This is a genomic window from Synechococcus sp. LTW-G (assembly GCF_054459035.1).
Map to the genome: position 1 here is coordinate 93,700 of NZ_JBTKYW010000005.1, position 25,854 is coordinate 119,553.

26 protein-coding genes and 2 tRNA genes are annotated in these 25,854 nt (G+C 64.6%); 15 read left to right on the forward strand and 13 right to left on the reverse strand.

Annotated features, from left to right (window positions below):
* The first annotated feature begins 36 nt into the window (after positions 1-36).
* Positions 37-1,488, forward strand: coding sequence for a TM0106 family RecB-like putative nuclease (locus ACXIQ9_RS09270; protein ID WP_459016486.1), 1,452 nt, complete (start codon positions 37-39; stop codon positions 1,486-1,488).
* On the opposite strand, the gene ygfZ is transcribed toward ACXIQ9_RS09270, so the two are convergent.
* Together ygfZ and pyrE are read right to left on the reverse strand one after the other, a co-directional pair.
* The gene (ygfZ, locus tag ACXIQ9_RS09275) at positions 1,479-2,339 is read right to left on the reverse strand and encodes a CAF17-like 4Fe-4S cluster assembly/insertion protein YgfZ (protein WP_459016487.1); all 861 of its coding nucleotides are present in this window, start codon (positions 2,337-2,339) and stop codon (positions 1,479-1,481) included. The genes ACXIQ9_RS09270 and ygfZ overlap by 10 nt on opposite strands.
* Positions 2,336-2,920 (reverse strand): orotate phosphoribosyltransferase, encoded by a 585-nt coding sequence (gene pyrE / locus ACXIQ9_RS09280; protein ID WP_296416399.1) that lies wholly within the window; start codon positions 2,918-2,920, stop codon positions 2,336-2,338. Before pyrE ends, ygfZ begins: the two co-directional genes overlap by 4 nt.
* 60 nt (positions 2,921-2,980) lie before the next feature.
* Between pyrE and ACXIQ9_RS09285 the strand changes: the two genes are divergently transcribed.
* The 4 genes from ACXIQ9_RS09285 (at position 2,981) to ACXIQ9_RS09300 (ending at position 5,860) form a co-directional block, all read left to right on the forward strand.
* Positions 2,981-3,454, forward strand: a complete 474-nt coding sequence (locus ACXIQ9_RS09285) for an Occludin/ELL family protein (RefSeq protein WP_459016488.1) — start codon at positions 2,981-2,983, stop codon at positions 3,452-3,454.
* Positions 3,455-3,466: 12 nt separating this feature from the next.
* Positions 3,467-3,539 (forward strand) — tRNA-Ile (locus ACXIQ9_RS09290).
* A gap of 10 nt (positions 3,540-3,549) precedes the next feature.
* Positions 3,550-4,833, forward strand: coding sequence for a hemolysin family protein (locus ACXIQ9_RS09295; RefSeq protein WP_459016489.1), 1,284 nt, complete (start codon positions 3,550-3,552; stop codon positions 4,831-4,833).
* Positions 4,834-4,867: 34 nt separating this feature from the next.
* Positions 4,868-5,860 carry a Gfo/Idh/MocA family oxidoreductase gene (locus ACXIQ9_RS09300; RefSeq protein WP_459016490.1) on the forward strand — a complete coding sequence of 331 codons (993 nt, stop codon included), beginning with the start codon at positions 4,868-4,870 and terminating at the stop codon, positions 5,858-5,860.
* Position 5,861: 1 nt separating this feature from the next.
* Here ACXIQ9_RS09300 and ACXIQ9_RS09305 read toward each other — a convergent pair whose 3' ends face one another.
* Positions 5,862-9,053 carry a glycoside hydrolase family 15 protein gene (locus tag ACXIQ9_RS09305; RefSeq protein WP_459016491.1) on the reverse strand — a complete coding sequence of 1,064 codons (3,192 nt, stop codon included), beginning with the start codon at positions 9,051-9,053 and terminating at the stop codon, positions 5,862-5,864.
* 63 nt (positions 9,054-9,116) lie between these two features.
* Between ACXIQ9_RS09305 and ACXIQ9_RS09310 the strand changes: the two genes are divergently transcribed.
* Positions 9,117-9,863 (forward strand): WecB/TagA/CpsF family glycosyltransferase, encoded by a 747-nt coding sequence (locus tag ACXIQ9_RS09310; protein WP_459016492.1) that lies wholly within the window; start codon positions 9,117-9,119, stop codon positions 9,861-9,863.
* Between the two features lie 81 nt (positions 9,864-9,944).
* Here the strand turns inward: ACXIQ9_RS09310 and ACXIQ9_RS09315 are convergent, their stop codons facing one another.
* Together ACXIQ9_RS09315 and tgt are read right to left on the reverse strand one after the other, a co-directional pair.
* The gene (locus tag ACXIQ9_RS09315; protein WP_010314460.1) at positions 9,945-10,088 is read right to left on the reverse strand and encodes a photosystem II reaction center protein K; all 144 of its coding nucleotides are present in this window, start codon (positions 10,086-10,088) and stop codon (positions 9,945-9,947) included.
* Positions 10,089-10,118: 30 nt separating this feature from the next.
* The gene (tgt, locus tag ACXIQ9_RS09320; protein ID WP_043705370.1) at positions 10,119-11,240 is read right to left on the reverse strand and encodes a tRNA guanosine(34) transglycosylase Tgt; all 1,122 of its coding nucleotides are present in this window, start codon (positions 11,238-11,240) and stop codon (positions 10,119-10,121) included.
* Positions 11,241-11,284: 44 nt separating this feature from the next.
* Between tgt and ACXIQ9_RS09325 the strand changes: the two genes are divergently transcribed.
* Positions 11,285-12,022 (forward strand): adenosylcobinamide-GDP ribazoletransferase, encoded by a 738-nt coding sequence (locus ACXIQ9_RS09325; RefSeq protein WP_459016493.1) that lies wholly within the window; start codon positions 11,285-11,287, stop codon positions 12,020-12,022.
* Here the strand turns inward: ACXIQ9_RS09325 and ACXIQ9_RS09330 are convergent.
* Complete coding sequence (locus ACXIQ9_RS09330; RefSeq protein ID WP_459016494.1) at positions 11,982-13,109, reverse strand: sensor histidine kinase; 1,128 nt, start codon at positions 13,107-13,109, stop codon at positions 11,982-11,984. The two genes, ACXIQ9_RS09325 and ACXIQ9_RS09330, sit on opposite strands and share 41 nt — an antisense overlap.
* A 317-nt stretch (positions 13,110-13,426) precedes the next feature.
* Here ACXIQ9_RS09330 and ACXIQ9_RS09335 point away from each other — a divergent pair, with 317 nt between their 5' ends.
* A complete protein-coding gene (locus ACXIQ9_RS09335) occupies positions 13,427-13,798 on the forward strand; it encodes a DUF3155 domain-containing protein (protein ID WP_010314468.1) in 372 nt (123 codons plus the stop codon).
* 64 nt (positions 13,799-13,862) lie between these two features.
* Here ACXIQ9_RS09335 and ACXIQ9_RS09340 read toward each other — a convergent pair whose 3' ends face one another.
* Positions 13,863-14,483 (reverse strand): alpha/beta hydrolase, encoded by a 621-nt coding sequence (locus tag ACXIQ9_RS09340; RefSeq protein WP_424163714.1) that lies wholly within the window; start codon positions 14,481-14,483, stop codon positions 13,863-13,865.
* Between the two features lie 59 nt (positions 14,484-14,542).
* Here ACXIQ9_RS09340 and purH point away from each other — a divergent pair, with 59 nt between their 5' ends.
* Together purH and ACXIQ9_RS09350 are read left to right on the forward strand one after the other, a co-directional pair.
* The gene (purH, locus tag ACXIQ9_RS09345) at positions 14,543-16,102 is read left to right on the forward strand and encodes a bifunctional phosphoribosylaminoimidazolecarboxamide formyltransferase/IMP cyclohydrolase (protein ID WP_459016495.1); all 1,560 of its coding nucleotides are present in this window, start codon (positions 14,543-14,545) and stop codon (positions 16,100-16,102) included.
* A gap of 38 nt (positions 16,103-16,140) precedes the next feature.
* The gene (locus tag ACXIQ9_RS09350; protein ID WP_010314472.1) at positions 16,141-16,605 is read left to right on the forward strand and encodes a DUF4079 domain-containing protein; all 465 of its coding nucleotides are present in this window, start codon (positions 16,141-16,143) and stop codon (positions 16,603-16,605) included.
* On the opposite strand, the gene ACXIQ9_RS09355 is transcribed toward ACXIQ9_RS09350, so the two are convergent.
* The 3 genes from ACXIQ9_RS09355 to sfsA all read right to left on the reverse strand — a co-directional run bounded on the left by ACXIQ9_RS09355 (position 16,606) and on the right by sfsA (position 19,356).
* Positions 16,606-17,244: a DUF1997 domain-containing protein gene (locus tag ACXIQ9_RS09355; RefSeq protein ID WP_010314473.1), complete on the reverse strand. Its 639-nt coding sequence runs from the start codon at positions 17,242-17,244 to the stop codon at positions 16,606-16,608.
* Between the two features lie 95 nt (positions 17,245-17,339).
* Positions 17,340-18,560, reverse strand: coding sequence for a 4-hydroxy-3-methylbut-2-enyl diphosphate reductase (locus ACXIQ9_RS09360; RefSeq protein WP_459016496.1), 1,221 nt, complete (start codon positions 18,558-18,560; stop codon positions 17,340-17,342).
* Between the two features lie 25 nt (positions 18,561-18,585).
* Complete coding sequence (gene sfsA / locus ACXIQ9_RS09365) at positions 18,586-19,356, reverse strand: DNA/RNA nuclease SfsA (protein ID WP_459016497.1); 771 nt, start codon at positions 19,354-19,356, stop codon at positions 18,586-18,588.
* A 45-nt stretch (positions 19,357-19,401) separates the two neighbouring features.
* On the opposite strand from sfsA, the gene murJ reads away from it, so the two are divergent.
* Positions 19,402-21,024 carry a murein biosynthesis integral membrane protein MurJ gene (gene murJ, locus ACXIQ9_RS09370; RefSeq protein ID WP_459016498.1) on the forward strand — a complete coding sequence of 541 codons (1,623 nt, stop codon included), beginning with the start codon at positions 19,402-19,404 and terminating at the stop codon, positions 21,022-21,024.
* On the opposite strand, the gene ACXIQ9_RS09375 is transcribed toward murJ, so the two are convergent.
* Genes ACXIQ9_RS09375 through ACXIQ9_RS09385 form a run of 3 tightly spaced genes read right to left on the reverse strand, consistent with a single transcriptional unit; the run spans position 21,021 to position 21,851 of the window.
* Positions 21,021-21,275 (reverse strand): hypothetical protein, encoded by a 255-nt coding sequence (locus ACXIQ9_RS09375; protein ID WP_010314477.1) that lies wholly within the window; start codon positions 21,273-21,275, stop codon positions 21,021-21,023. The genes murJ and ACXIQ9_RS09375 overlap by 4 nt on opposite strands.
* 25 nt (positions 21,276-21,300) lie before the next feature.
* The gene (locus tag ACXIQ9_RS09380; RefSeq protein WP_459016499.1) at positions 21,301-21,588 is read right to left on the reverse strand and encodes a DUF3181 family protein; all 288 of its coding nucleotides are present in this window, start codon (positions 21,586-21,588) and stop codon (positions 21,301-21,303) included.
* 23 nt (positions 21,589-21,611) lie between these two features.
* Positions 21,612-21,851: a hypothetical protein gene (locus ACXIQ9_RS09385; protein WP_459016500.1), complete on the reverse strand. Its 240-nt coding sequence runs from the start codon at positions 21,849-21,851 to the stop codon at positions 21,612-21,614.
* A gap of 83 nt (positions 21,852-21,934) precedes the next feature.
* On the opposite strand from ACXIQ9_RS09385, the gene ACXIQ9_RS09390 reads away from it, so the two are divergent.
* The 4 genes from ACXIQ9_RS09390 to ACXIQ9_RS09405 all read left to right on the forward strand — a co-directional run bounded on the left by ACXIQ9_RS09390 (position 21,935) and on the right by ACXIQ9_RS09405 (position 25,849).
* Positions 21,935-22,008, forward strand: a tRNA-Arg gene (locus ACXIQ9_RS09390).
* A gap of 107 nt (positions 22,009-22,115) precedes the next feature.
* A complete protein-coding gene (glyA, locus tag ACXIQ9_RS09395; RefSeq protein WP_459016501.1) occupies positions 22,116-23,405 on the forward strand; it encodes a serine hydroxymethyltransferase in 1,290 nt (429 codons plus the stop codon).
* Between the two features lie 115 nt (positions 23,406-23,520).
* Positions 23,521-24,618 (forward strand): glycosyltransferase family 4 protein, encoded by a 1,098-nt coding sequence (locus ACXIQ9_RS09400; RefSeq protein ID WP_459016502.1) that lies wholly within the window; start codon positions 23,521-23,523, stop codon positions 24,616-24,618.
* On the forward strand, positions 24,608-25,849 hold the full coding sequence (locus tag ACXIQ9_RS09405; protein ID WP_459016503.1) for a competence/damage-inducible protein A: 1,242 nt from the start codon (positions 24,608-24,610) through the stop codon (positions 25,847-25,849). Before ACXIQ9_RS09400 ends, ACXIQ9_RS09405 begins: the two co-directional genes overlap by 11 nt.
* Positions 25,850-25,854: the final 5 nt, after the last annotated feature.

Here is a 25,854-nt window from a genome sequence, read left to right on the forward strand (position 1 = left end):
TGCTAGCAGGCTGCGGCGGCCACCTAGCGTCAGGGGGTGCCAGCTCAGATCCTGCTCAACGACCGGCTCTTGCGCAGTTGGTTGCGCTGCAAGCGCCGCGCCTGGCTTGATTGCCATGGCGATGGCGACCAGCGGCTTTGGACGTCCCACCGCGAATTGCAGCTCGATGAGCAGCGCCGCAGTTTCGCGACCTTGTTCCCTGAGCGCCCCGGCCATGGTGAGGCGGCAGCCCAGGCCGGAGCGCCGGCGGTGGTGGGCCTGCGGCTGAAGGGTGAAGGCGTCGAGGCCCACCCGCCCCTGCTCCAGAAGGTCAAAGGCGAAAGCCGTTGGGGGCCTCACAGCTATCGGCCGGTGTTGTTTCGGCCGGGACGGCGGACAACGCGTGAGCACCGCTATGTCCTGGCCCTTTGGGGGCGTTTGCTGGCGGAGGTGCAACAGGCACCGGTTCGAACCGCCTTGGTGCTCTCGGGATCAGGCCGGGGGTTGCAGCAGGAGACCGTCCCCTTGGCCGGCAACCTGCCGCGACAGCTGGATGAAGCGCTGGAGCGCCTGGCCGATGATCTGCGCCGGCCAACGCCGCCTCCCTTGGTGGCCGATCGCAAGAAGTGCGTGCTCTGCAGTTGGAAGGCCAGCTGTGACCAAGTGGCCGCGGCGGAGGGACACCTCAGCGAAGTCAGTGGGATCGGCGCCAAGCGGCGCGACATGTTGATGGAGCTCGGGATTGATCGTCTCAGTGCCCTGGCTGAGGCCGATCCAGGCGACCTGGCGGATCGCCTGATGACCTATGGCGAGCAGCACGCCGAGATTGCGCCGCAGCTGGTCACCCAAGCCCAGGTGCAGGCCAGGGGCGAACCGTTGCGGTGCGACCTTTTGGCGGCCCTGCCGGAATTGGCGAAGGCACCTGGGGTGCTCATCTACGACATCGAATCGGATCCCGATGCCCGGGACGATTTCCTGCATGGCTTTGTGCGTCTGCCCCGCAATCCCGACGGCAGTTGGCCGGATCTAGCCCAGGCCTCTGCTGCGCCTTACCACCCGGTTCTCGCCCTGCTGGAGCACGGTGAGGAGCGGCTCTGGCAGCGCCTGATGCGTTTGCTCGAGGCCTATCCCGATTGGCCAGTGTTGCATTTCGGCGAAACGGAGGTCTTGGCCCTGGTGAAGATGGGCCAACGCTTGGGGGTGCGCGAGCGGGAGCTCAAGGCCCTACGGGCCCGGATGCTGGACGTGCATCAGCGCCTGCGCCAGCACTGGTGGATGCCCACCAACAGCTACGGGCTCAAGGCGGTGGCCAGTTGGCTTGGCTTCCGTTGGAGCCAGCAGGGTGTCGATGGCGCTCGGGCCCTGCTCTGGTGGCGCCGCTGGCGCCTCGGCGGAGCCGGCGCCGATGGCCGTGGCTCCCGCCAGAACCTGCGCCGGATCTTCCGCTACAACCACGACGACGCGCTCGCGACCTGGGTGGTCGCCCGTTGGCTTCTCGATCAGCCCTGACCGCCAGCGCCGATTGGAGGCGCGATAAAGGCCAGGGGTGTGCTGATGGTCAACTCGGTGCCCTCTGCCTGCAGGGTGCTGGCTTCGAGCTGAGAGCGGCGGATCAGCGCGAGCCCCCGGCGGCCCTGAGAGGAGGTCACGACACCAGCGCGCTCGCCGCCAGCGCTGCTCAGGGTTGTGCCGGGCTCGAGGGCTTCACTGGTTTCCCAGTAGCGCAGCTGTTGCTTGACCCCGTCGTAGGTGGCGAGTTTCGCCAGGGTCTCCTGGCCCACGTAGCAACCCTTGTTCAGGCTCACCCACTGGGCCAGTCCGAGTTCAAACGGATTGGTGTCGTCGTTCAGTTCACCGGGTTCGGTGGGCAGGCCATGCCGCAGGCGGTTGGCTTCTACCTGTTCGCCGGACCATTCCGGCAGCTCAGCGAGCCATGGCGGCAGCTCCTCGTCAGATCGCTGCAAGACAACGGCGGCATTCGGACCGCTGCCGAGGTTGACTCCAGGTCGCATCAGCACGCTGTCTTCGGTTTGGGCGTCGCCCTGCCACTGCCAGAGGGTGGCCGGCTGAACAGCGCCCAGCCGCACGTTGTCGGCGGGGAAGAGCACGCGATCCAGGCCGGCGCGGATGGCCTCACCATTTCCTGCGATGACGATCAGGTCAGCGCCTGCGTCATCGACGCAGACCAGCGCCAGGCCGCGCATTCGGGCCGTGGGGCTGATTAGGCAGGTCGGCAGGCAGTCCCCCGGCTTGGCCAGTTCAATCGCTTGACTGCTCTGGCCGTGGAGAAAGCGGCGGGTGTCGCTGCCCTCCAGGCGAATCAAGCTGACGGGAGTGCCCCAGCGGCTGGCTGCACTCATGCCTGGTGTGCGGCTGCGACTTCATCCAGCTGGAACAGGCTGCGCAGCTCCAGGCCGGCCTCCTGCATGGCAGCCAGGCCACCTTCCTGGCGATCAACGATCGTCACGACGCGCTCGACCACATACCCCGCTTCGCGCAACTGCTTCACCGCTTTAAGGGAGGAGCCACCGGTGGTGACCACGTCCTCGAGCACGGTGATGCGGCTTCCCGCCTCCGGCAGGGGACCCTCTAGCCAGGCACCGGTGCCATGGCCTTTGGCTTCCTTGCGGACGATCAGGGCGTCCAAGGCTTGACCGGCCAAGGCCGCGGCTTGGGCCACGCCACTGACCAGGGGGTCGGCGCCGAGGGTCAGGCCCGCGACGGCCACAGCGCCGGGCTCCACCAGTTCCAGCATTTGGGCCGACAGCAGCGCGAGGCCCAATCCGCTGAGGCTGACGGGCTTGCAGTTGACGTAGTGACTGCTGGTGCGACCGGAGGCCAGGGTGAAGTTGCCGTGGCGGTAGGCCCGCGTGGCCAGCAGTTCCAGCAGCAGTTGCCGCTGTTCGGTGCTGGTGGAAGGCAGGGAAACGGTGGTAGTCACTCCGCTGGCGTCGAGCTCTCGGTCTGTCTAGTTTGCGCCTAGAGCCCAGAGCCCTAAGGGATGCAGCTGCTCCGATCACTCGCCATCGCTGCCGCTGCGGCGGGATCGCTGATCCCGGCTGCTTCAGCGGGCCCCGTTGTCTGTCGTACCAGCATCGAGGCGCCCCTCGATGGTTCTCCGCTGGTGGAGGTGAGTCGCTGCGGGCCTGTGACTACCACCCCTGAGCTGATGGAGCAGCGCTTCTTCAGCTACACCGCGCCCTATGCCCGTGGGGTCAGCGTCGTGAATCAGATCACCGATGTTCTCGGCATTGCTATGGGCGGCCGCGAGGGCAACCGGGTGATGGGCCTGGGCTTCCCAGATCAGACGATCGTCTGGGACGGCTCGGCGGTCGAGAACACCTATCAAGTGCTGCTGGATCAGCAGAGCAACCCCCTGCCTTGGCGCACAGCCGATGTCTCCAATGGCTTCTGCCAAGGGTTGCCCCAGGGCGGCTGCAGCAACCTCTCTGCCCCCGTGCGCGGCTTGTGGTAAACCACACCCGCTGGGGGTCTAGCAATCTGGTGAATGCAGCGGACTCATAATCCGCCTTAGGCGAGTTCGATCCTCGCGACCCCCATTCTTTGGCGATGCGATTTCTGGCTCCGGCGGCCCTGCTGATCCTGCTGGCCTTTTTCGCCGCCTCTGAATTTTCCCTGATTCGCCTGCGCCCGACCCGGGTGCAGCTGCTCGAGGAGGACGGCCACGCTGGTGCGACCGCCGTGGCACGCCTGCAGCGGCGTTTGCGCCGGGCCCTGGTGGCGACGCAGCTCGGCATGGCCATGGCCCTGTTGGCGCTGGGCTGGAGTGGCCGCGCCCTGGCGGAACGGCTCTCCGCTGCTGCCGGTCAGCAGGTCTGGTGGGACATCGCTGTCTTTTCGGTCCTCGTGCTCTTGGCCACTCTTTTGGGCGGCTTGGTGCCTAAGGCCTGGGTCTTGCATCGCCCCGAAGCCACCGCCCTGCGGCTGGCGCCGGTGTTGGAGAACCTGATTCGCACCCTGGCGCCGTTTTTGGCGGTGGTGGAGCGTCTCGGTGATGGGGTGCTGCGCTTGCTGGGCTTGCCGCGCAACTGGGATCAGTTGGTGCCGGCCCTCTCAGCCGGTGAGCTCGAAACCCTGATTGAGTCCAACAGCGTCACCGGCTTGATGCCCGATGAGCGTGACATGTTGGAGGGTCTCTTTTCTCTGCGCGATACCCAGGTGCGGGAGGTGATGGTCCCCCGTTCGGGCATGGTCACCCTGCCTTTGGAGGTGCGCTTTGGTGAGCTGATGGAGGCCGTCCATACGACCCACCACGCCCGCTTCCCGGTCTTGGGCAGTTCCCTCGATGACGTGCGCGGGGTGCTGGACCTCAGGCGTTTGGCGGAACCGATTGCCAAGGGACTTCTGCAGCGCGACACACCGTTGGCTCCCTATGTCACCCCGGTCACCAAGGTTCAAGAGACCACGCCAGTCGCTGAATTGCTGCCCTTGATTCGCAGTGGTCAACCGCTACTGCTGGTGGTGGATGAGCACGGAGGCACCGAGGGTCTGGTCACGATCTCCGACTTCACCAGCGAGATCGTCGGCGAAGAGGAGGATCCCGAAAATCCCGAGGAGTACCTCCAGCAGCTCCAGGACGACAGCTGGCTGGTAGCCGGAGATCTGGAGATTTATGAGCTGAACAGGGAGCTCAACCTCCAGTTGCCTGAATCCGACGAACATCACACACTCGCCGGCTTCCTCTTGGAGCGCCTGCAGCACATCCCTTCACCCGGAGAAAGTGTGTTCTGGAAGGGGCATCAATTTGAGGTCCTCGCGATGGATGGTCCCCGGATTGACCGTGTAGAGATCAGTCGCCGTTTGGCAGAGCCCGTCAGCGATGACGACCTTTGATCCCTGATAATTACTGCGCCGGAACACCAACGCCATGAAGCCAGTCCGCGTTGGGGTCATCGGGATCGGAAACATGGGCTGGCACCACGCCCGGGTGCTCAGCCTGCTCAAGGATGCAGAGCTTGTCGGGGTTGCTGACCCAGACCCCCATCGCGGTCAGCTTGCGGTCGAGCAGTTTGGCTGCCGCTGGTTTGGGGATTACGCCGAGCTGCTGAAGGAAGTCGAGGCGGTTTGCATCGCGGTGCCGACGCTCCTGCACCACCGCGTCGGCATGACCTGCTTTGACGCGGGCGTGCACGTTCTGATCGAGAAGCCGATCGCAGCCACCCAAGACGAGGCCTCCGATCTGATTCGAGCGGCGAAATCCTCCGGCCGTCTGCTGCAGGTGGGGCACATCGAGCGCTTTAACCCAGCCTTCCGCGAGTTGGTCAAGGTGGTGGCTGGCGAGGAGGTCGTGGTGCTGGAGGCCCGCCGCCACAGCCCCAACCCGGACCGCGCCAATGACGTCTCGGTGGTGCTGGATCTCATGATCCATGACATCGATTTGGTACTGGAACTGGCGCAGGCCCCCGTTATTCGCCTTGCCGCCGCCGGCGGCCGCAGCGCCGATGGTCCGATCGATTACGTCAATGCCACCTTGGGCTTTGCCAATGGTGTGGTCGCCAGCCTGACCGCAAGCAAGATGGCGCATCGCAAGATCCGCAGCCTTTCTGCTCACTGCCGCAGCGCCCTGGTGGAGACCGATTTCCTCAACCGCAGCCTGCAGATCCACCGGCGGACCCACCAGTCCTTCAGCGCTGACCACGGTGAATTGCTGTATCGCAACGATGGATTCATCGAAGAGGTCAGCACCTCGCCGGTGGACCCCCTGGTCGCTGAGCTGGAGCATTTCCTCCAGTGCGTTCGCGGTGAGGAGAAGCCCGCCGTCGACGGCCCTCAGGCGTCGCGGGCCCTGCTGCTGGCTGATCTGATCGAGCAGTGCGTCGAGCAGGCCAACATCTGCATGACCCTGCCGGAGCCGATCTAACTCAGGCCATCTCCGCCAGTTCTTTCAGCGCCAGCAGCTGCCAGCGGCGGCATTCAGCTGGTGAGGCGCGATAGAAGGCATCCCAGGCATCGCCTTTGTGGCTGCCGTACTCCGCGGGATCGGTCTCCGGATGGCGCTGCTGCCAGCCGACGCGGACCGCGTGGCCAATCACCACATCCAGCACCAGGTCGTCAGCGACGCTGACCTCCGGGTTGGCATCGACGAAGGCAATCAGGGTGACCAGGGTCTCGATGCAGAGGCGGCGGTATTCGGGCGCCTCAATCTTGCTGAGCAGGTGCTCGACGTGGACCGCAAAGTTGCGCTCGCCGGGAGTCTTCTCCTTGAGCAGCGGCGCGCTCTCGAGCCGGTTGCGGCGCTCGAGCTTGTCGCCGATGACCAGGCCGCGGCAGTGGTGCAGCAGGCTCCAGATTCCGGGGTGGAAGTCCCGGGGCACGTTCTGCAGTGCACCCATGCGCTCCCGGTGTTTCAGCCAGTTTTCGCCCTTTTCGAGCTCCTCCAAGGGTTCAGGAGCCTCCCAGCTCACCCGGCCACTGAGGTGCAGTTGCTCCTTGCGTTGCAGGGCGGCCTTGGCGTGCTCCACATCGCTGAGCACCTGCTTGAGCCGCCGTCCGATGGCGTGGGGCGGCGTGTCGCAGAGCGCCTCGAAGGCTTCACTCGGTGAGAGGTTCTGCTCCCCGGCCACTTCACTGGTGAGCAGCAGCAGCAGTTGTCCCAGCTGCAGGGTCAGGCTGCCGCTGAGTAAGGCGGGATCACGTCGGGCCAGGCCATCGAGGGCGAGCAGGAGTTCCTGCTGCAGCACCCATTCGCGGCTGTCCTCGCCGCTGTAGAGGCGGATCATGGCTGCAATCGCCTTGCTGCTGAGGGGCTGGGTGATCAGGGAGTCGTTGGTGTAGTTGCGCCCCACCACGACCTGTTTCTGGCGCACCAAGAGATCGGTGAGGGCATCTTCAAGCTGGGGATGAACCAAACCCAGGACTCCAGCGCAGCGCCGCACCACGTTCCAGTCCCCATCCTTGAGGGCGCGGCGGTAGGCCTCCTCCAGCAGGGCCTTGGGTGTTGCATTGCCCTTGGGTCCGGTCAGGACGGCCGAGAGGCCGAGCCGGCGCACCAGCAGTTCCAGCAGCTCGGCTTGCTCTTGGAGGGAGGCGCTTTGCCAGAGCCGCTCCAGCAGCGCATCCAGGCTGGATTCCTCCAGCTCTTGCTCTTGTTCGGCGGTCAGCGGTTTGTCCAGGCCGCTGCTCTGCAGTCCTTGGCTGGGCTGGGCTGCGCTGACGGCAGCCTCCGGTTGCGCATGGGGCAGTTCCGCCCAGCAAGCTTGGTTGGCCAGGTCCTCCAAGCTGCCGAGTTGCACGGCGGTTCCACCCAGCACGCCGCTCCGCAGGGTCTCCCCAAGACGCAGGAAGGTTTCAGGGCTGCGCTGGAAGGGACCTTCTTCGACAGGGATCAGCAGCAGCGGTAGCCCGCTTCCGCGCCAGTGGCGTTGCAACTGACTGATTTCGTTGGTGACCGCATCCACCAGTTGCTCGGGGTCATCGGAGAGATAAAAGGTGTCCTCCTCCAGCACCGCTGGCAAAAAGGCCAGGGTTTGGCCGTCTTGGCGGTAGAGCCGGGCGGTGGCCATGGTCTCCATGCGCAGCCGCGGATGACCGCTCAGGCCCAGTCGCGCATTGGCGCCTACCTGGGCCATCCGCCGGCCGAGCTCTTGGGAACTGGCGATGTTGCTGGGCCCTGGGCGGCTGACGGCCAGTCCCGACTGCTCCAGGGCCGCTGCGATGTGCTCGCGTGCGGGTACGAAACTCACCAGGACCTGAGGCGCCCCCAGACTGCGGCTGCGGCGCCGTTCGCTGGGGTCCAGTTGCTGCGGCTCCAGTAGGCCCAGCAGCATCAGGTCGCTGAGCCAGGTCAGGCTTTGCGTCCAGAGCAGTGGAACGTTGTCGTTGGCAATGCGCTCCTGGCTTCCCGGTTGTTTGCGCTCGGCGTCGATGCTGGCTTTCGGCACTACATAGACCTCTGGCAGTAGCTCGATGCCGTCCACTTCGACGGCAACCTTGCGCAGCCGCTCCCGCCAGCTCCAGGCCTCACTCCAGCGTTCTTCGCAGCAGGCCGTGATCAGCTCATAGGCCAGGAACAGGGGCCACTCGCATTCGATGTGCTCGAACTGGGCCAGTTCCTCCCGTTCGTAGTGCAGTCGGTTGTGGTCCTCGACGACGGTCTGGTGACCGTCCCGGCGGAAGCGCTTGTAGCCGTAGGGCCCGCCCAATTCGGTGCGGATCTTTTCGCGCGTGCGTTCCACAAGGGCGCTGTCTTCTACGGCCCAGGCCGGGTAGCCAATCACCGAGAGGCAGGCCGCATCGACTTCTTTGCTGGCTGATTCCCGGGGCAACAGGCCGCTGAGGGCGCGCCGCAGCCGCACGATGGCGTCGTGGGGAATGTGCAGGTGGCACTGACCATTTCCGTGGGGGCCATAGAGATCCAGGCCTTCCAGGGCCTCGAGGGCAGCCTTAACCAGACCAATGGAGCTGGCGTTGCGCTCTGGCAGGCCGTGGTTGCCTTTGTCCCCGCGCTCCCAGATGCCGTAATCGCGCACCCGGTAGGCGCGAGCCACGTAATAGACGAGGTTTTGCAGGAAGTCCCGTTCGTGGCTCGTTTGAACCACCACCAGTCCCGAACGGGTCAGCTGGGCGAGCTGCAGCAGGAATAGTGCCGTGGCATCGAGCTGTAGGTGCCCCCAGCCGTCATCGGGGACCACCGGATCGCCACTGCCCGTGTCGTACTTCGCGTGCAGGCAATCGAGCGGGGAGAGGGTCTGCTTGAAGCGTTCGACCTTGTGGGCCTGGCGCAGCATCGCGTTGAGTAGGCCCCGCATCAGTTGCAGCACCCGCTGCTCCAGCTCGTAGACGCGGGTGGTGTCGCCACTCAGGCGCCGATGGGCCAGGGCGAGGCCCCAGACGCATTGGATCGAGTAGACGCAGTCCCGCACCCAGGCATCGCCGTAGTTGCCGTGGACGTTGTTGGCGGTGCTGGCGGGGAGCAGGCCAGTGATCGGGTGTTGGCGCTGCAGCACCACCTGATCGATCTGACGGTCCAGTTCTTGGAGGCGCTGCCAAGCCTCAGCGGCACTCAGCTGCAGCGGTGCGGCGCTGTTCGCAACCGGGGCGCTGCTGAGGGTCATGGGCGAGCACTGCCTGAAGGCCAGCCATAGATTCTCCCGTGCGGCCTATCCACGACGGCATCAATGGCGACTCCCGCCAGCCCCAATGCGTTTGATCAGCCCGCCTGGGAGACCGCCCAGGTCTTGGGTGTGCAGGTGGCCGTGGCCGCCGATGTGCTCGAAGCAGCCCTGGCTTTGAAGCAGCGGGGGGGCGGTCAGATCGTCACCTTGAACGCCGAGATGACGATGTCGGCCCTGGCCGATCCCGCCCTAGGTGGGGCGATCGCGGCGGCGGATCTGGTGATTCCTGATGGTGCCGGTGTGGTCTGGGCCCTCAAGCGCCAGGGTTACCGGGTGCGCCGCAGCCCAGGCATTGAGCTCGCCCGTCAGCTCCTGGTCGAGGCGGCGTCCCGCAGCTGGCGTGTTGCTTTGGTGGGGGCCAGTCCCGAGGTGATGGCGCTGGTCTCGGCCCGGCTGAAAAAAGAGATTCCCGGCCTGAACCTGCAGTTCAGTGTCCACGGCTATCAAAGCCCGGATCAGTGGCCCGGCATTGAGCAGCAACTCCGCGAGGCCAGGCCGGATCTGGTGCTGGCGGCTTTGGGTGTGCCGCGCCAAGAGACTTGGATCCAGCGCATGCATGCTGGTCAGCCGGGCCTCTGGATGGGAGTGGGCGGCAGTTTTGACGTCTGGTCGGGCGCGAAACAGCGTGCTCCCCAGTGGATGTGCCGTCTGCAGATCGAATGGCTGTATCGCCTCGTTCAAGAGCCCAGCCGTTGGCGCCGGATGTTGGCTTTACCGGAATTTGCCTGGGCCGTCTTGCGCCGGGGCTAATCCCGGATGGCCATCAAAAAGCGGTGGAGACCCAATGGGCCCCCACCGCTTTTTTGTTTCTCTCAACTGCTCAGCCGGGGATCAGCGGAAGCCGACGGAGGCTTGCCAGACAAAGGCCAGCAGCAGGAAGAACAGGGGAATGATCGGCAGGATGTCAATCAGAGGACCGAAGGCTTGGTAGGCCTCGGGCAGCTGGGCCAGGGTCTGCAGGGCGTAGGCGGCCATCCTGGTTTCGTCGTTGGCTAGGGACGGAAACTACCACGTGTGGGCGGCCGGAGAGGCTGGTTCCCACGGAGCGAAATCCTCTGAAAAACAGCCGTCACGGATGGCCTGTCCCATCGCTGTGCTGAAGCGCACCAGTTGGGTGATGTTGTGCAGGCTGAGCAGGATCTTTCCGAGCAGTTCATCCGTTTTGATCAGATGGTGGAGGTAGGCGCGGCTGTGGACCGTGCAGGCCGGGCAGCTGCAGCTGGGATCCAGTGGGCTGTGGTCATGGCGGAAGCGGGCGTTTTTCAAGTTCCAGCGCTCGCCGCCCACGAGGGCCGCTCCGTGGCGTCCCAGGCGGGTGGGCAGCACGCAATCAAAGAGATCGAAGCCATTGGCCACGGCGATGGCCATTTCAGGGAGGGTGCCAACGCCCATCAGGTAGTGGGGCTTGTCATCGGGCAATAAGGGGCCGACCTGGCGCACGATCCGGTGCATTTCTTCGGCGGGCTCGCCCACGCTCACGCCACCGACGGCGATGCCTGGCAGTCCCATGGCGCTGATGACGCGTGCCGATTCTTCGCGTAGGTGCGGGAAGCAGCCCCCCTGCACGATCCCGAATAGAGCCTGATCGTCCTTGGTGTGGCTCGTGATGCAGCGCTCCAGCCAGGCATGGGTGCGGCGGCAGGCGGTCTCCACCTCGCTTTCAGTGGCGGGATAGGGCGGGCACTGGTCAAAGGCCATTGCCACATCGGCCCCCAGGGCCATTTGGATCGCCATGGATCGCTCTGGGGTGAGATCGATCCGGGCCCCATCGCGCGGGGAGCGAAAGACCACGCCGCGGTCGTTGATGGTGTTGATGTCTCCCAGGCTGAAGACCTGAAAGCCGCCGGAGTCGGTGAGCATTGGCCCGTCCCAGGCCATGAAGCGGTGCAAGCCGCCGCCGTCGGCCACGATCTGCTCACCGGGTTGCAGGTGCAGGTGGAAGGTGTTGGAGAGCACCATCTCCGCCCCTGTCGCTTTGAGTTGCGCCGGCGTGACGCCCTTCACCGTGGCCAGCGTCCCCACGGGCATGAAGCGCGGGGTGGTAACGACGCCATGGGGGGTGTGAAAGCAGCCGCAACGGGCGGCGGTGCGCGTGCAGCGGGCCGTGATCTCGAAGTGGAAGCTCATCGAGGCGGCAGGATCATCTAGCCCCATCGTTGCTGGCCGCCTGCATGCTCAGGGATTGGGCTGGAGCCTGGATTTTTTACAGCGTCCTTCCGCTGCTGCCCGGGGTCACGCCGCGCTTTGAGCGCATTGCCCGCTTTGCCCCTTGGGTGGGTCTGGCGATTGGGCTGTTGGAGGCAGCGCTGTGGCAGCTGCTCGCGCCCGCGGGTCCGCTGGTGCAGATCCCCCTGGTCTTGACCCTGGGCATCAGTCTGAGCGGCGGGCTGCATCTCGATGGGCTGATGGATACGGCCGATGGCTTGGCCGCCCCTGCTGAACGCCGTCTGGAGGCCATGGACGACAGCAGGGTCGGGGCGAGCGGGGTCCAGGCGCTGGTGGTGGCTCTCTTGCTGCGCGCTGCGGCGTTGGCCTGGCTTGGCTCCTTGGCGCCTTTCGCCCTGGTCTGGGCTTCGGTTTGGGCGCGGGTTTCACCGCTGTTTGCGATGCAGTGGTTTCCCTATCTGCGCCAGAGCGAGGGCACGGCGGCTTTTCACCTGCGCCATTGGCAGGGTCTGCTGGCTGAATTGGTGCCCTCGTTGCTGTTGGCTTTTGCCCTCAGCGGCCTGCTGCTGGGACTCGGCCACAGTCCATGGGCTGGGTTGGGCTGGCTCGGTGTGTTGCCGGCCATGCTGATTCCTTGGGTGTTGGGCCGGCGCTTGGGCGGTCACAGCGGCGACAGCTACGGCGCCTGCGTGGAGTGGAGCCTTAGCTGGATCCTGTTGCTGTTGGCCGTTTCGGCAGGCTGAGTTGGAAGGCATTGCCAGCGCTGGGCAATTTGGGATCGAGACCGGAGGGCGGCACCCGTAGCTCCAGTGCACCGCCGATGCGTTCCGCGAGGTCCCGGCCGAGCGCCAGCCCCAGACCGCTGCCGTCGAAGGCAAGGCCGGTGCTGCCCCGTTCCCCTTTGCGGAAGATCTGCTCCCGTTCGGCGCTGGGGATTTCGGGCCCTTCGTCCCAAACCGCTAGGACGAGCTGATCGCCCTGCTCCTGACAAACCAGGCCGACGCCGCCACCAGGGCGGCTGTAGCGGAAGGCGTTCTCCAGCAGGTTGGCCACGATTTCGGAGACGGCCGCGGCATTGCACGCTTGCGTCGGAAGCTCTCCAGGCGGCACCCAGCGCCGGCCTTGCAGGGCGGCGGTTCCAGCGGCGCGCTCCAGCAAGGGCTCCAGCACTTGGTTGAGGGAGTGCAGGTCCTCACTGCTGAAGGCTGGCGGCAGCAGCAGCGGTTGCAGGCCGTGTTGGGCGGGGGGCAGCAGCGGAGTTTGGGTGAGTTGATCGATCGCTTCGAGATAGCGATTGATCTGGTGCTGCTCGCTCAGCAGGTTGTCCACCAACGCTTGATTGGCGCTATCGCCATCGAGGCGACGCCTGAGCAGTTGTCCAAAGGTGCGCAGGGCCGCCAGGGGATTGCGCAGTTGATGGACCAGCAGCTTGAGCTGGTCGTCCCGAAGGGCCAGTTGACGGCCGAGTCGTTGTTGCTCCAGATCGAGCTTGAGCGCTTCGGTGAGGCAGAGCGCTGTTGCTTCTAGCCGATCACTCAGGGGCGTGGGCCAGGGCCAGCAGTCGGTGTCGATTCGCAGGGCTCCAAGCAGGAGCGGCCCATCGCGCAGGGCGAGCCAACGGCGCGTACTGCGCTCGTCTGGCGATGGCCTACTGGCATCGCTTTCGAGGGCCAAGACCTGCTTGGGCCAGCCGCCAATCGAGAGCAGGGAGGGTTCTCCACTGGCGCTGGGGAGGGCCACGTACACCACCAATGACCGCAGATCAGGACGATCTGCGAATTGGGCAAGTTGCTGTTTCAGCAGCGCGAGAAACCGCTTGGAGACTTGCATCTAGGCGGCGTTCTGGTGGTGGTCCACGGCCTTAAACGGAACTTTTTTTCGGAGACTTGGTTCAAATCCGAGAAAAAGTCTTAAGATTTTGGGTATCGACCAATACCGAGCGGCCTGACGCAGGCAGCACGGCGATGGCTTCTGCCTTTGGTTGCAACTTTGTTGCATCGAGGTTACAGCAGGAGAGACACGTCTCTTTGCTGGTTGAACGCCAACGCTCGCTTTGCTGTCAGTTTGGGCTGTCAGACGTTTGGGCGTTGTTGAAGGTCTCTTGCCTTCGTCTCTTCGTCCCCTCCGCCCTTCGGGGTTCCTGAACCATGTCCAAAAAGCGCAAGCGCATCAGCCGCCGCCGGCTTGCTGGCCAGCGAGTCCTGGCCCATGTCGGTGTTCACAACATCGAGACCGGTGAATACAAGCCTGTGACGGCTGCCCGTCGCTACATCGCCGAGTCAGGGATCGTTCCTCCCGCTCTGGTGAACGTGCGTCGCAACGAGCACACCACGGACCGCTTCTTCTGGGGCGAAAAAGGTCTGTTTAGTGCCCAATACGCCGAGGAGAACCACTTCCTCTTCCCTTCCCTGCGTGAGATCGTCGATCGCATTGGCGAAGACAACCTCTTTGCTGGTCTCGAGGCGATGGCCGCCGACGACTGGGAAGAAATGGAAGAGTACGAATACGCCTTCGTCTGATTCTCAGACTCTGCTTTCAGAAGGGCATCAGCCGGCCTCCCGATGGGGCCGGCTTTTTTGTTGCTCACTGAGGCAGGCCTTGGCTGGGCGCGATCCGTTCAGTGATGAAGCGTTTGAGCTCAGGGAAGAGCGATTCATCGATGCCATGGCCGCCGTCAAAGGCCAGCAGTTGCGCTGACTGTCCGCTGGCTTGGAGTTGCTGCAGCAGTTCTTCGCTGGCCATGAACGGCACCACCGGATCCTGGCGGCCATGGGTCAGGAGCACGGGGGGGCAAGCAGACGGCGCTTGCCAGCCTTGATGGGGGTAGCCGCTGCAGGCGGCGATGCCGGCCAAGGGCAGTGCTGTACCGACGTCAAGGGCCATGGCTGCGCCCTGGGAGAACCCCAGCAGCACGGTCCGCTCGAGGGGGACGCTCTCGGCGAGGGCGAGAAGCCGGGCTTGGAGGCCGGAGCGTGCTGCGGGCAGGGCGTCCCAATTGATGGGCTGCAGGTCGTACCACTGCCGTCCGCTCCCGTAGGGGTGGGCCTCTGGCGCCCGCAGGGCGACAACACTGGTCTCTGGGTTGACGAGCAGTTCTCCGAGATCCAGGAGGTCATCGGCATCGGCTCCCCAGCCGTGCAGCAGAACGAGTCGCTGTTGCGCGTTCTCAGGCCCGAGTTGGAGCTGGTCGGGATGGCTGGTCATGGGCGGATCCGGGAGCTGCTCCTGCGTAGGTTGGACCTTCTGCCGACCTCTGCATCGCCATGGCGCCCACGGCCCTGCTCAGCGTGTCCAATAAGGAAGGGCTGGTGCCCTTGGCCCAGGGGCTGTTGGCGGCTGGTTATCAGCTGATTTCAAGCGGCGGTACGGCAGCAGCGTTGTCGGCCGCTGGGGTTCCGGTGACCAAGGTCGCTGAGCACACCGGTGCCCCCGAGATCCTTGGGGGACGCGTGAAAACCCTGCACCCCCGGATTCATGGCGGAATCCTGGCAAAGCGCTCGGAGTCCTCCCACCAGAGTGATCTGGTTGACCAGGGCATTGCCCCGATCGATGTGGTCGTGGTCAATCTCTATCCCTTCCGCGAGACGATTGCTCGGCCCGATGTCAGCTGGGACGCGGCGATTGAGAACATCGACATCGGCGGGCCAGCGATGGTGCGCGCAGCCGCCAAGAACCATGCGGACGTGGCGGTCCTGACCAGTCCGGCGCAATATCCCGCCTTTCTGAAGGCCTTGGCCGCCGGAGCGATTAGCCCTGAGCTGCGGCGTCAGCTGGCCCTGGAAGCCTTCAGCCACACCGCGGAGTACGACACCGCCATCAGCCAGTGGCTGAGTGCGCAGCTGGCATCGCAGAGCGCCGGCACGTTCAGCCTGGAGTTGCCCGCGCGCCAAAGCCTGCGCTACGGCGAAAATCCCCACCAAAGCGCCACCTGGTACGCCCAGCCTGGGGCTGGCCTGGGTGCGGGCGAGCAGCTTCAGGGCAAGGAGCTCAGCTACAACAACATTCTTGATCTCGAGGCTGCCCTCGCCACGGTGCGCGAGTTCGGCTACGGCGGACAGCCTGCGGGGGGCAACGCCTTCAAGCCTGCGGCGGTCGTGGTCAAGCACACCAATCCCTGCGGCGTGGCCACTGGCAGAGGCAGCGCCAATGCGATTGAGCGGGCACTCGATGCCGATCGCCTCTCGGCGTTTGGCGGCATTGTTGCGATCAATGGTCCCGTCGATGGCGCCACCGCAGGGCATTTGACCAGCCTGTTCCTGGAGTGCGTGGTTGCGCCCTCCTTTGATCCGGAAGCCCGCGAGCTGCTCTCGGCGAAGGCCAATTTGCGTTTGCTCGAGCTGGCACCGGAGGCGATTGAGCGGGCCAGCCGGCAACAACTCCGCAGCGTCCTGGGTGGACTGCTAGTGCAGGACCTGGACGATCAGCCCGTCGACGAGACCGCTTGGCAGGTCGTCAGCAAGCGTCAGCCCAGCCCCCAAGAACTGGCGGATTTGGCCTTCTGTTGGCGCTTGGTGCGTCACGTGCGCTCCAACGCCATCACTGTTGCCCGTGGCGGTCAAAGCCTCGGCATCGGCGCCGGTCAGATGAACCGCGTGGGTTCGGCCAAGATTGCCCTGGAGACCGCTGGGGACAAGGCCCGTGGAGCCGTACTGGCCAGCGATGGCTTCTTCCCCTTCGATGACACCGTTCGCTTGGCGGCCCAGTACGGCATCACGGCCGTGATTCAGCCCGGGGGCAGCGTCCGCGACGCGGATTCGATTGCCGCCTGCGACGAGTTGGGCCTGGCGATGGTCACCACGGGCCGCCGCCATTTCCTGCACTGATCTAGCGTCGCGCGGTCCGTCCACCACGCCAGCGCTCCATGCCGGAAGCTCTCGCCTTCAATCTCAACTTCCTGCACCCGCTGGCCATGTGGGGCCTGCTGGCTCTGAGCGGCTACGCGATGTTCCTTGGCATCAAGGCCAAGAAAACGCGTACCGCTGATGCCGAAGCGCGTAAGACCCTGATCAAGGGGCAGTTCGCGAAACGCCATTACCTCTATGGCAGTGCCGTCTTGGCGGTGATGGTGCTGGGCACTTTTGGCGGCATGGCCGTCACCTACTTGAACAACGGCAAGCTGTTCGTCGGCCCTCACCTGCTTGTGGGCATCGCCATGACCTGCGGACTCGCGATGGCGGCTGCCCTGTCCCCGCTGATGCAGCAGGGCAATCTGATCGCCCGCAAGCTGCACGTGATGCTGAACATGGGTGTCTTCACCCTGTTTCTTTGGCAAGCCGTGAGCGGGATGCAGATCCTCAACAAGATCTGGGAAAACCGCCCCGCTTGATCAGAACTGGGCCCGCCGTCTTGGCGGGCAGTCCAGCCCATGGGTGGCGTGGAAGTCCTCTTGGACTTTCCAGGTCAGGCGCCTGGAGATTTGGCGCACGATCTGACGTAATAGATGGTCTCCGCTGCTCTGAACCAGGCTCTCGGGCAGGAGGCCAATCACCGCCGGGAGCTTGATCCAGACGCTGAGGTCTAGTTCCCAGCGCACATCGGTCTGGGGGATCTCGGCGTTTTGCTCTTCCAGGCGGAGGGCTGCATTGAACTCCACGTCATACAGGTCCCGCAGGCCCGGTTGGAACTGCTCGGGCGGCACTGTGCAAATGCGGTAGACCCCTTGACTTTGAGGCAGGAGCTCAAGGCCAATCGTCGGTTCCACTTCGAAGCCAAAGTTGCCGAAGCGGCCGAGGGTGAGCCGATAGCCGTTTTGTCCCAGGCTGTTGACCTCCATGGGCGCCGCGCAACGGCGGAACCAACCTTCGTGGCGATCGAGGTAGGCCGCCACTGTTTTGGCGGGGGCCCGCATCTCCATCACATCAGCGAATTGGCTGCTGTAGCAGCGGACTCGTGTGTCCTCGCTGCGCCGCAGGGGCAGGTCGCTGGCGTCGACCTCAGGTTCTGGTGTGGTCACCGATGAGATCAACGCAGAAGGCTCTGTTGGAGGGCCTGGCTGTGGGTCAGATGAATCAATGTAAAGCGCGCTCGGGGCCCGGCTCTGCAGCGTCTGTGACAGCTCGACTAGGCGTCGGCTAAGGCCATTAAGCGGCTAATCACATCCTCTACAACGCGATCGGGAGTGGAGGCGCCGGAGGTGATGCCCACCCGCAGCGGACCGCTAGGGAGGAAGGGCTCAACGACCTCCAGCTCGGTCCCCAGGGGCTTGTGCTCAATTCGGTTGCTGGGGCCAATGCGCTCAGGGGTGTCGATGTGGAAGGAGCGAATCCCGCGCGTGATGGCGATTTCCTGGAGGTGGGTGGTGTTGGAGGAGTTGTAGCCGCCAATGACCACCATCAAATCGAGGGGCTCATCCACCAGGGCGAACATCGCGTCCTGTCGCTCCTGGGTGGCGTCGCAGATGGTGTTGAAGGCCAGGAAGTGGTCGTTGAGCTCAGCGGGACCAAAGCGCCTGAGCATCGTGCGCTCGAACAAGCGACCGATTTCTTCGGTTTCGCTCTTGAGCATGGTGGTCTGGTTCGCCACGCCGACGCGAGCGAGATCCCGGTCGGGATCAAAGCCCGGTGAGCAGGCATTGGAGAAGCGCTCCATAAACGCCTGACGTTGCTCCGCACTGGGGTTTGCTCCACCGCTGCTGGCGAGGATGTAATCGCAGACCAGCTGCGCTTCGGCCAGATCGAGGACCACCAGGTAGGTGCCGGCAAAGGAGCTGGTGGCGAGGGTCTCCTCGTGCTTCACCTTGCCGTGAATGATCGAGGTGATGTCGTGCTTCTTGTGCTTCTCCACGGTGTTCCATACCTTGGAGACCCAGGGGCAGGTGGTGTCGACGATGTGGCAGCCCCGCTCGTTGAGCAGTTGCATCTCCTGGACGGTGGCGCCAAAGGCGGGAAGGATCACAACATCGCCACTGGCGACCTTGGAGAAGTCTTTGACTCCGTTCTCGACGTCGATGAACAACACGTTCATCTCCCGCAGGTGATCGTTCACCGAGGGGTTGTGAATGATCTCGTTCGTGATCCAGATCCGCTCAGTCGGATAGTGCCTGCGGGTTTCGTAGGCCATGGCCACGGCCCGCTCGACCCCCCAGCAGAAACCGAAGGCTTCGGCCAACTTCACCTGAAGTCGACCATGTTTGAGCTCGTATCCGTTTTCACGGATGCTGGCGATCAGATTGCTTTGGTAAGCCTGCTCAAGGCTGCCGGCCACCTCTTCCCCCAGACCAAAGCCGCGGCGGTTGTAGCGATCGGAGTGATGCAGCGATCGCTTAAACGCGCGGGTATCCACAGCGGCTGGCTCGAGGTCCCTAACTCTATGAGCCCTCGCTCTGGGCTTGGACGCTGGCCACCCCAAGCCAGTCGATGCTCGTTGCACTGAAGCTGTAGCGACAGGGGAGGATCTCCACGCCAGCCTCCAGGGCTTCGCGGAAAAGTTCGCCGTAGCGCGGGTCGGCTTGATCGCCGGGGGCGAAGCGCCCGAGATCGGAGCGGCTCAGGCAGGGCACGAGCACCGCCCGGGCCTCCGGGAGGACCCCCATCAGCTCCTGCAAGTGTTTCTGCCCCCGTTCCGTGACCGTGTCTGGGAAGAGCGCTAGATCGCCGTCGCACCAGGTGGTGTTTTTGACCTCGAGGTAAATCGGTCGCGGGTCCTCCGCTCCCTCTGCTGGGGTGAGCAGCAGGTCAATGCGGCTGCGGCGATTGAGGCCATAGGCCACCTCCGCGCGGATGCTCTCGATCGGACCCAGCCAGGGTTCAAGGCAGCCGGTCTCGATCGTGGCTCGCACCAGTCGGTTGGGCAGGGCCGTATTGATCCCGACCCAGACCGGCTGGCTATCGGCACCGGGCACCTCGGCCTGCTCCCAGGTCCAGGCGAGCTTGCGGGTCGGTGATGGGGCGTAGCGCAGCCTGACGCGCCCGCCGACGTGCAGCACGCCGGTCATCGGTCCGGTGTTGGCGCAGTGGGCCGTGACGACCTCGCCGCTGCTCAGCTGCACATCCGCCAGAAAGCGCTTGTAGCGCTTGAGCAGGACCCCCTCATGCAGGTCCTCCAGTGCCAGGACTGGCAGGGAAGTGGCAGCTGGCATGCAGAGCGGCAAGAATCGCCCGAGTTTGGGCCCTGCGGCGCCTCGATGAGCCAATCCAACCGCTCACTGCGGCGAATCGCCCTCATCGTGGCGGTCGCAACGGCCCTCAGCAAATTGGCTGGCCTGGTGCGCCAGCAGGCCATCGCCGCTGCCTTTGGCGTGGGGGCGGCCTACGACGCCTACAACTACGCCTATGTGCTTCCGGGCTTTCTGTTGATCCTGCTCGGAGGGATTAACGGCCCGTTCCACAGCGCCATGGTCAGCGCCCTGGCCCGTCGTCCCCGCGAAGAAGGTGCCCATGTCCTCGCCGCTATCAACACCCTGGTCGGTGCGGCGCTGATTGGCGTCACCCTGCTGTTGTTTGTGGCTGCTGATCCGCTCATCGACCTGGTGGGTCCGGGGCTGGATGCCGAGCGCCATGCGATCGCGGTGCTGGAGCTGCGTTGGATGGCGCCGATGGCGCTGTTCGCCGGCTTGATTGGCCTGGGTTTTGGGGCCCTGAACGCCGCCGATGAGTTCTGGCTGCCCTCGGTCAGTCCCCTGCTCTCCAGCGTGGCGGTGATCGCCGGCCTGGGGATTCTGTGGTTGCACCTGGGTTCCGACATTGCTCTTCCCCAGTACGCCTTCCTGGGCGGTGCGGTCTTGGCAGGAACGACCCTGCTGGGGGCCATCTTTCAGTGGTTGATTCAGGTGCCGGCCCTGGCCAAGCAGGGGCTGCACAAATTCCAGCTGGTTTGGGATTGGAAGCACCCTGGTGTTCAGGAGGTGCTTCAGGTGATGGGTCCGGCCACCCTCTCGTCGGGGATGTTGCAGATCAACGTCTTCACCGATCTCTTCTTTGCCTCAGGGATCGTCGGTGCGGCGGCAGGTTTGGGCTACGCCAACCTTCTGGTGCAGACCCCTTTGGGTCTGCTCTCCAATGCGCTGCTGGTGCCGCTGCTGCCGGTCTTTGCCCGGCTCACAGCCCCTGAGGATCGCCCGGAGCTGATTGCTCGGATTCGTCAGGGCTTGATGCTCTCCAATGCCTCGATGCTCCCGCTGGGGGCGCTGATGGTGGCCTTGGCGGGTCCGATCGTCGCTTTGGTCTACGAGCGCGGCGCCTTCAACGCTGGAGCGGCGGCCCTGGTGGGCGGTTTGCTGATGGCCTACGGCGTCGGGATGCCGGCCTACCTGGGGCGGGACGTGCTGGTGCGCGTCTTTTATGCCCTCGGCGATGGCACGACCCCGTTTCGCTTCTCGATGGCGGGGATCGCGCTGAATGCCCTGTTCGATTGGGTCCTGGTGGGTGGTCCGACGCCCTGGGGGCTGCAGCTGCCCGCGTTGAACTTCGGCGCGCCTGGGCTGGTGCTCGCCACGGTTGGCGTGAATCTGATCACCTGCTTCGGTCTGCTGTTGGCCCTGCAGCGCCGCGTTCCAGGGATGCCGCTCGCCAACTGGGCACGGGACAGCGTGCTCTTGCTGGCGGCAGCTCTGGTGGCTGGTTTGATCGCTTGGGCGACGGCCCAGGCGATTGCTTGGCCCCAGGATCTTCTGGGCCTAGTGCTGCAGTGCAGCTTCAGCGGTGGCCTGGGCCTTTTGGTTTATGGCTTGATTGCAGGCGGAGCGAAGGTGCCTGAGGCCCTAGAGATCGGCCGTCAGCTGCGGGCGCGTCTGCCCGGCCGGGGTTAGAGCTCGACGACCCGCTCCTCGCGGACCTGGATCGGCAGCTCCAGGTGGCTTTTGCCCACCATCGCTGGACCATCGACGGAGTAGATCCGGGCTTCGATGCCGAAGTCGCGAAAGGCCGTTTCCATTTCTTGGATCAAGGCTTTCTCGACCTGGGCCTCCGCATCGACGACTTTGCCGATCAAACGGCTGCCCAGACGACCGATGCGCTGACGCACCACCTCGCGAGCGTTGGTGACCTCGATGACCAGCACTGGGCCCTGGCAGGTGGGAGCAACCCTAACTGTGGTTCTCGAGCAGATCCTCCAGGTCCTGCAGTTGTCCGGCCGGGACCAGTCGGGCCAGGGGAAGCTTGCTGCTCCCGCCACCAATCGGCACTTGCACGGCTTCGAGGGACTGCCGTGCGCAGACACAGGCCCCTTGATCGAGCCTGGCGGCGCATTCAATCGCCAGGGTTTCGGCGAGGCCAGCGTCTCCGAGGTAGAGGTGCCAGCCTCCGATTTGGATGTAGAGGCGATCGGCAATCGCGAGTTGCAGGTCGCGGATCTCGCCAGGGGAGAGGGCCATGCCAGCCGAGCTCAGAGCTGCGCTCAGGATGACGCCTTCGGACGTTGCGCGGCCACGCTGATCAGGTGGGCCACCAACAGCACGGCCCAGGTGCTGGTGAGCCAGTTGAGGTGGCTCCAGGGGTGCCGCATTTCCTGGACAAACCAGAGGCCGCTGTTGAGGGCGGCAAAGACCATGCCGTGCAGCACCAGATTCACGATCCGGTTGAAGTGCCGGTAGGTGGGGTCCTCAGGGTTGGCAGGGCCATACCAACGGATCGGCATGTCTGGGCGGCTCCTCGTTGACTCCAGTCTGGTCGGTTGACGTGTGGGCCCTCGATGTGGGCAGAATGTCCAGGCAGGCGCAGGCGCTTGTAGCTCAGCGGATTAGAGCATCTGACTACGGATCAGAGGGTCGGGAGTTCGAATCTCTCCAGGCGCGCCTTCAAAGAGTCGTCCTTCGGGGCGACTTTTTTATTTGCGAGGCACCGGCCAGCGTGCAGTGCTGCGGTTTCTTACGATTCAGGTCAACCTGAGCCCTGATTTGTCATGGCGGAGTCCACCGCAGCAGCCACCAACCGCCCCTTGGCTGCCAGCGATCCCGCCATCGCTGCCCTGATTGGCAAGGAGCTGCAGCGTCAGCAGACCCACCTGGAGCTGATCGCCTCGGAGAACTTCGCCTCCCAGGCTGTGATGGAAGCCCAGGGCTCCGTTCTCACGAATAAGTACGCCGAAGGTCTGCCCTCGAAGCGCTACTACGGCGGTTGCGAGCACGTCGATGCGATCGAAGAGCTGGCGATTGAGCGGGCCAAGCAGCTCTTTGGGGCGGCCTGGGCGAATGTCCAGCCCCACAGCGGCGCTCAGGCCAACTTCGCGGTGTTCCTGGCGCTGTTAAAGCCCGGCGACACGATCATGGGGATGGACCTGAGCCATGGCGGTCACCTGACCCACGGTTCACCCGTCAACGTCAGTGGCAAGTGGTTCAACGTCGTCCAGTACGGCGTCGATGAGACCACCCAGCAGCTCAACTTCGAGTCCATTCGCAAGCTGGCGCTCGAGCACAAGCCCAAGCTGATCGTCTGCGGCTACTCCGCCTACCCCCGCACGATCGACTTCCAGGCCTTCCGAGCCATCGCCGATGAGGTCGGCGCCTACCTGTTGGCCGACATGGCCCACATCGCTGGGTTGGTGGCTGCGGGTGTTCACCCCAACCCCGTGCCCGTCTGTGATGTGGTCACCACCACCACCCACAAGACCCTGCGTGGTCCCCGCGGCGGCCTGATCCTTTGCCGTGATGCGGAGTTCGCCAAGCAGTTCGATAAAGCCGTCTTCCCCGGCAGCCAGGGCGGTCCTCTGGAACATGTGATCGCGGCCAAGGCAGTGGCCTTTGGTGAGGCCCTGCAGCCCAGCTTCAAGGCCTATGCCAAGCAGGTGGTTGCCAACGCTCATGCCCTGGCGGCGCGCATCAAAGAGCGCGGCATTGATGTGGTGAGTGCGGGCACCGACAACCACATCGTCCTGTTGGATCTCCGGGGCATCGGCATGACCGGCAAGGTCGCCGACCTCCTCGTGAGCGATGTGCACATCACGGCGAACAAGAACACGGTTCCCTTTGATCCCCAGTCCCCCTTTGTGACGAGCGGTCTGCGGCTGGGAACCGCCGCTTGCACCACCCGCGGATTCGATGAAGAGGCCTTCCGTGAGGTGGCCGATGTGATTGCCGATCGCCTGCTGAATCCGGAGGACGCAGCGATTGAGGAGCGTTGCCGCCAGCGCGTCGCTGCGCTGTGTGAGCGTTTCCCCCTCTACGCCCACCAGCGCGAGCTGCAGCCCGCTTGAGCGACTGGCCCCTCAGGGGGTCTTGCCTATCGCCGAACTCCCAGGCCCTGCTTAAGATTTGGCAGGCAGGGCCTTTTGTTTGGGCTACTGCGCACTGCATTGAGCACCGCCTTCGATGATTTCCAGCCGGCCGGATCTTGCCGCTGTTCTGGCCTTCGGAAGCGCTGCACTGCTGACCGCCTTGATCGTCCCTCTGGTGCGCCAACTCGGGCTGCGCTGGGGTCTGATTGACCAGCCTGACCCCAGAAAGCAGCACACCACGCCGATGGTGCGCCTGGGAGGTGTTGGCATCGTTGCCGGCTTTGTGCTCGGGCTGCTCTTGATTTGGCGTTTAGGCGGCTTTGTGGAGCTGCCGCCTCAGCGGGATGCCCTGATTTGGACCACCCTGGCCGGCTCCCTTTGCTACTTCGTCATTGGCCTGGCCGATGACCTGTTTGCCTTGCCACCGTTGCCCCGCCTCGGAGGGCAGGTCGCGGTGGCGATGGCCGTCTGGAGTCAAGGCGTTCGTATTGGTGCCATCGATCTGCCCTTCGCTGGCAGTGCAGGGGTCATTCCCCTGTCTGAACCGCTGAGCCTGCTATTCACCGTGATCTGGCTTGTGGGGATCACCAACGCCATCAACTGGCTCGATGGCTTGGATGGCTTGGCTGCCGGTGTCAGCGGCATTGCAGCGGTTGCCTTGCTTTCGGTGAGCTACAGCCTCTCGCAGCCGGCCCCTGGTCTGCTGGCCGCGGCATTGGCTGGCAGTTGCCTTGGCTTTCTGCGCCACAACTTCAATCCAGCCAAGATTTTTATGGGCGATGGCGGCTCCTATTTCTTGGGCTTTGCCTTGGCCGCCATCAGCATCATTGGCCCGGCAAAGGGTTTGACGAGCGTCAGCCTGCTGTTCCCCTTATTGATCCTGGCCCTGCCGCTGGCGGACATGTCCGCCGTGATCATGGGCCGGGTGAGTGAGGGACATTCGCCCTTCTATCCCGATCGCCGCCACCTGCATCACCGCTTGCTCAGAGCGGGCTTCAGCCACCGCCGCACGGTGCTGTTGATCTACGCCTTCACCCAGTGGCTGGCGGCTCTGGCGCTGGTCTTTGCCGGGGCGGAACTGCGTTTCCTTTGGTTGACGTTGGCCACCGCGGTCTTGATTGCGGCGGTGACGATCTGCCGCCGCAGCTTGAGCCGTGAGCGGGCCCAGCAGGACCAGGGCGTTGACGGCTGAGGTCCTCTGCGTCGGTAGCGAATTGCTGCTGGGCAACATCACCAACGGCAATGCCCGCTGGATTGCGGAGCAACTGGCAGCCCTTGGGGTGCCCCACCAGCGCCAGATGGTGGTGGGCGATAACCGAGAGCGATTAATGGCTGAGGTGCGGCAGGCGGCTGGGCGCTGCCGCGTCTTGATCACCACCGGGGGGCTGGGTCCCACCCCAGACGACCTCACAACGGAGGCCATCGCCGCCGCGTTTGAGACCCCCTTGGTGGAGCACCCCGAAATCTGGGCCGAGATCCAGGCGCGCCTATCCGCTCGCGGCCGAACCTGCTCCCCGAGCAACCGCCGCCAGGCCTTTCTGCCTGAGGGTGCTGCCGTGCTGCCGAACCCCACCGGAACGGCCCCGGGAATGATCTGGAGCCCAGTTCCAGGCTTCACGGTCCTGACCTTCCCGGGGGTTCCCAGTGAGATGAAGGCGATGTGGCAGCACACCGCGGCCCCCTGGCTGCGTCAGTCCGGCTTGGCCGCGGGGGTCTTCGCCAGCCGGATGCTGCGGTTCTGGGGGGTCTCGGAATCAGCCTTGGCGGAGGAGATGGCGGATCTGCTTAAGCAGGCCAACCCGACCGTGGCCCCCTATGCCGGTGCCGGGGAGGTCAAGTTGCGCATCACGGCCAGGGCCGAGCATCAGGCGGATGCTGAAGCCCTGCTTCTGCCCGTGGAGCGCGAGATCCGCCGCCGCACCGGGCAGAGCTGTTTTGGTGTGGATGAGCAGAGCCTGGCTGAGGTTGTTCTGCAACAGCTGCGGCTGCGGGGGCAGACGGTCGCTGTTGCCGAGAGTTGCACCGGTGGTGGATTGGGCGCGGCCTTGGCCGCTGTTCCTGGGGCGTCTGATGTGTTCCTGGGTGGGGTGATTGCCTATGCCAATGGCGTGAAGCAGGGACTGTTGGGCGTGCCGGCGGAGCTGCTGCAGGCCCACGGTGCCGTGAGTGATCCGGTCGCGCAGTCCATGGCAGAAGGGGCGCGGCGCGTAACGGGTTCCGATTGGGGGCTGGCGATCACCGGCGTGGCTGGACCCGGTGGTGGCAGCGACGAGAAACCCGTGGGCTTGGTGCATCTGGCGATCGCCGGTCCGGATGGCTGCAGCAGCGAGGGGGTGCGCTTCGGTACGAGTCGTGGGCGGACCTGGATTCAGACCCTCAGCGCCGGTGAGGCCCTCAACCGATTGAGGCTGCAGTTGGCCTGAGTAGG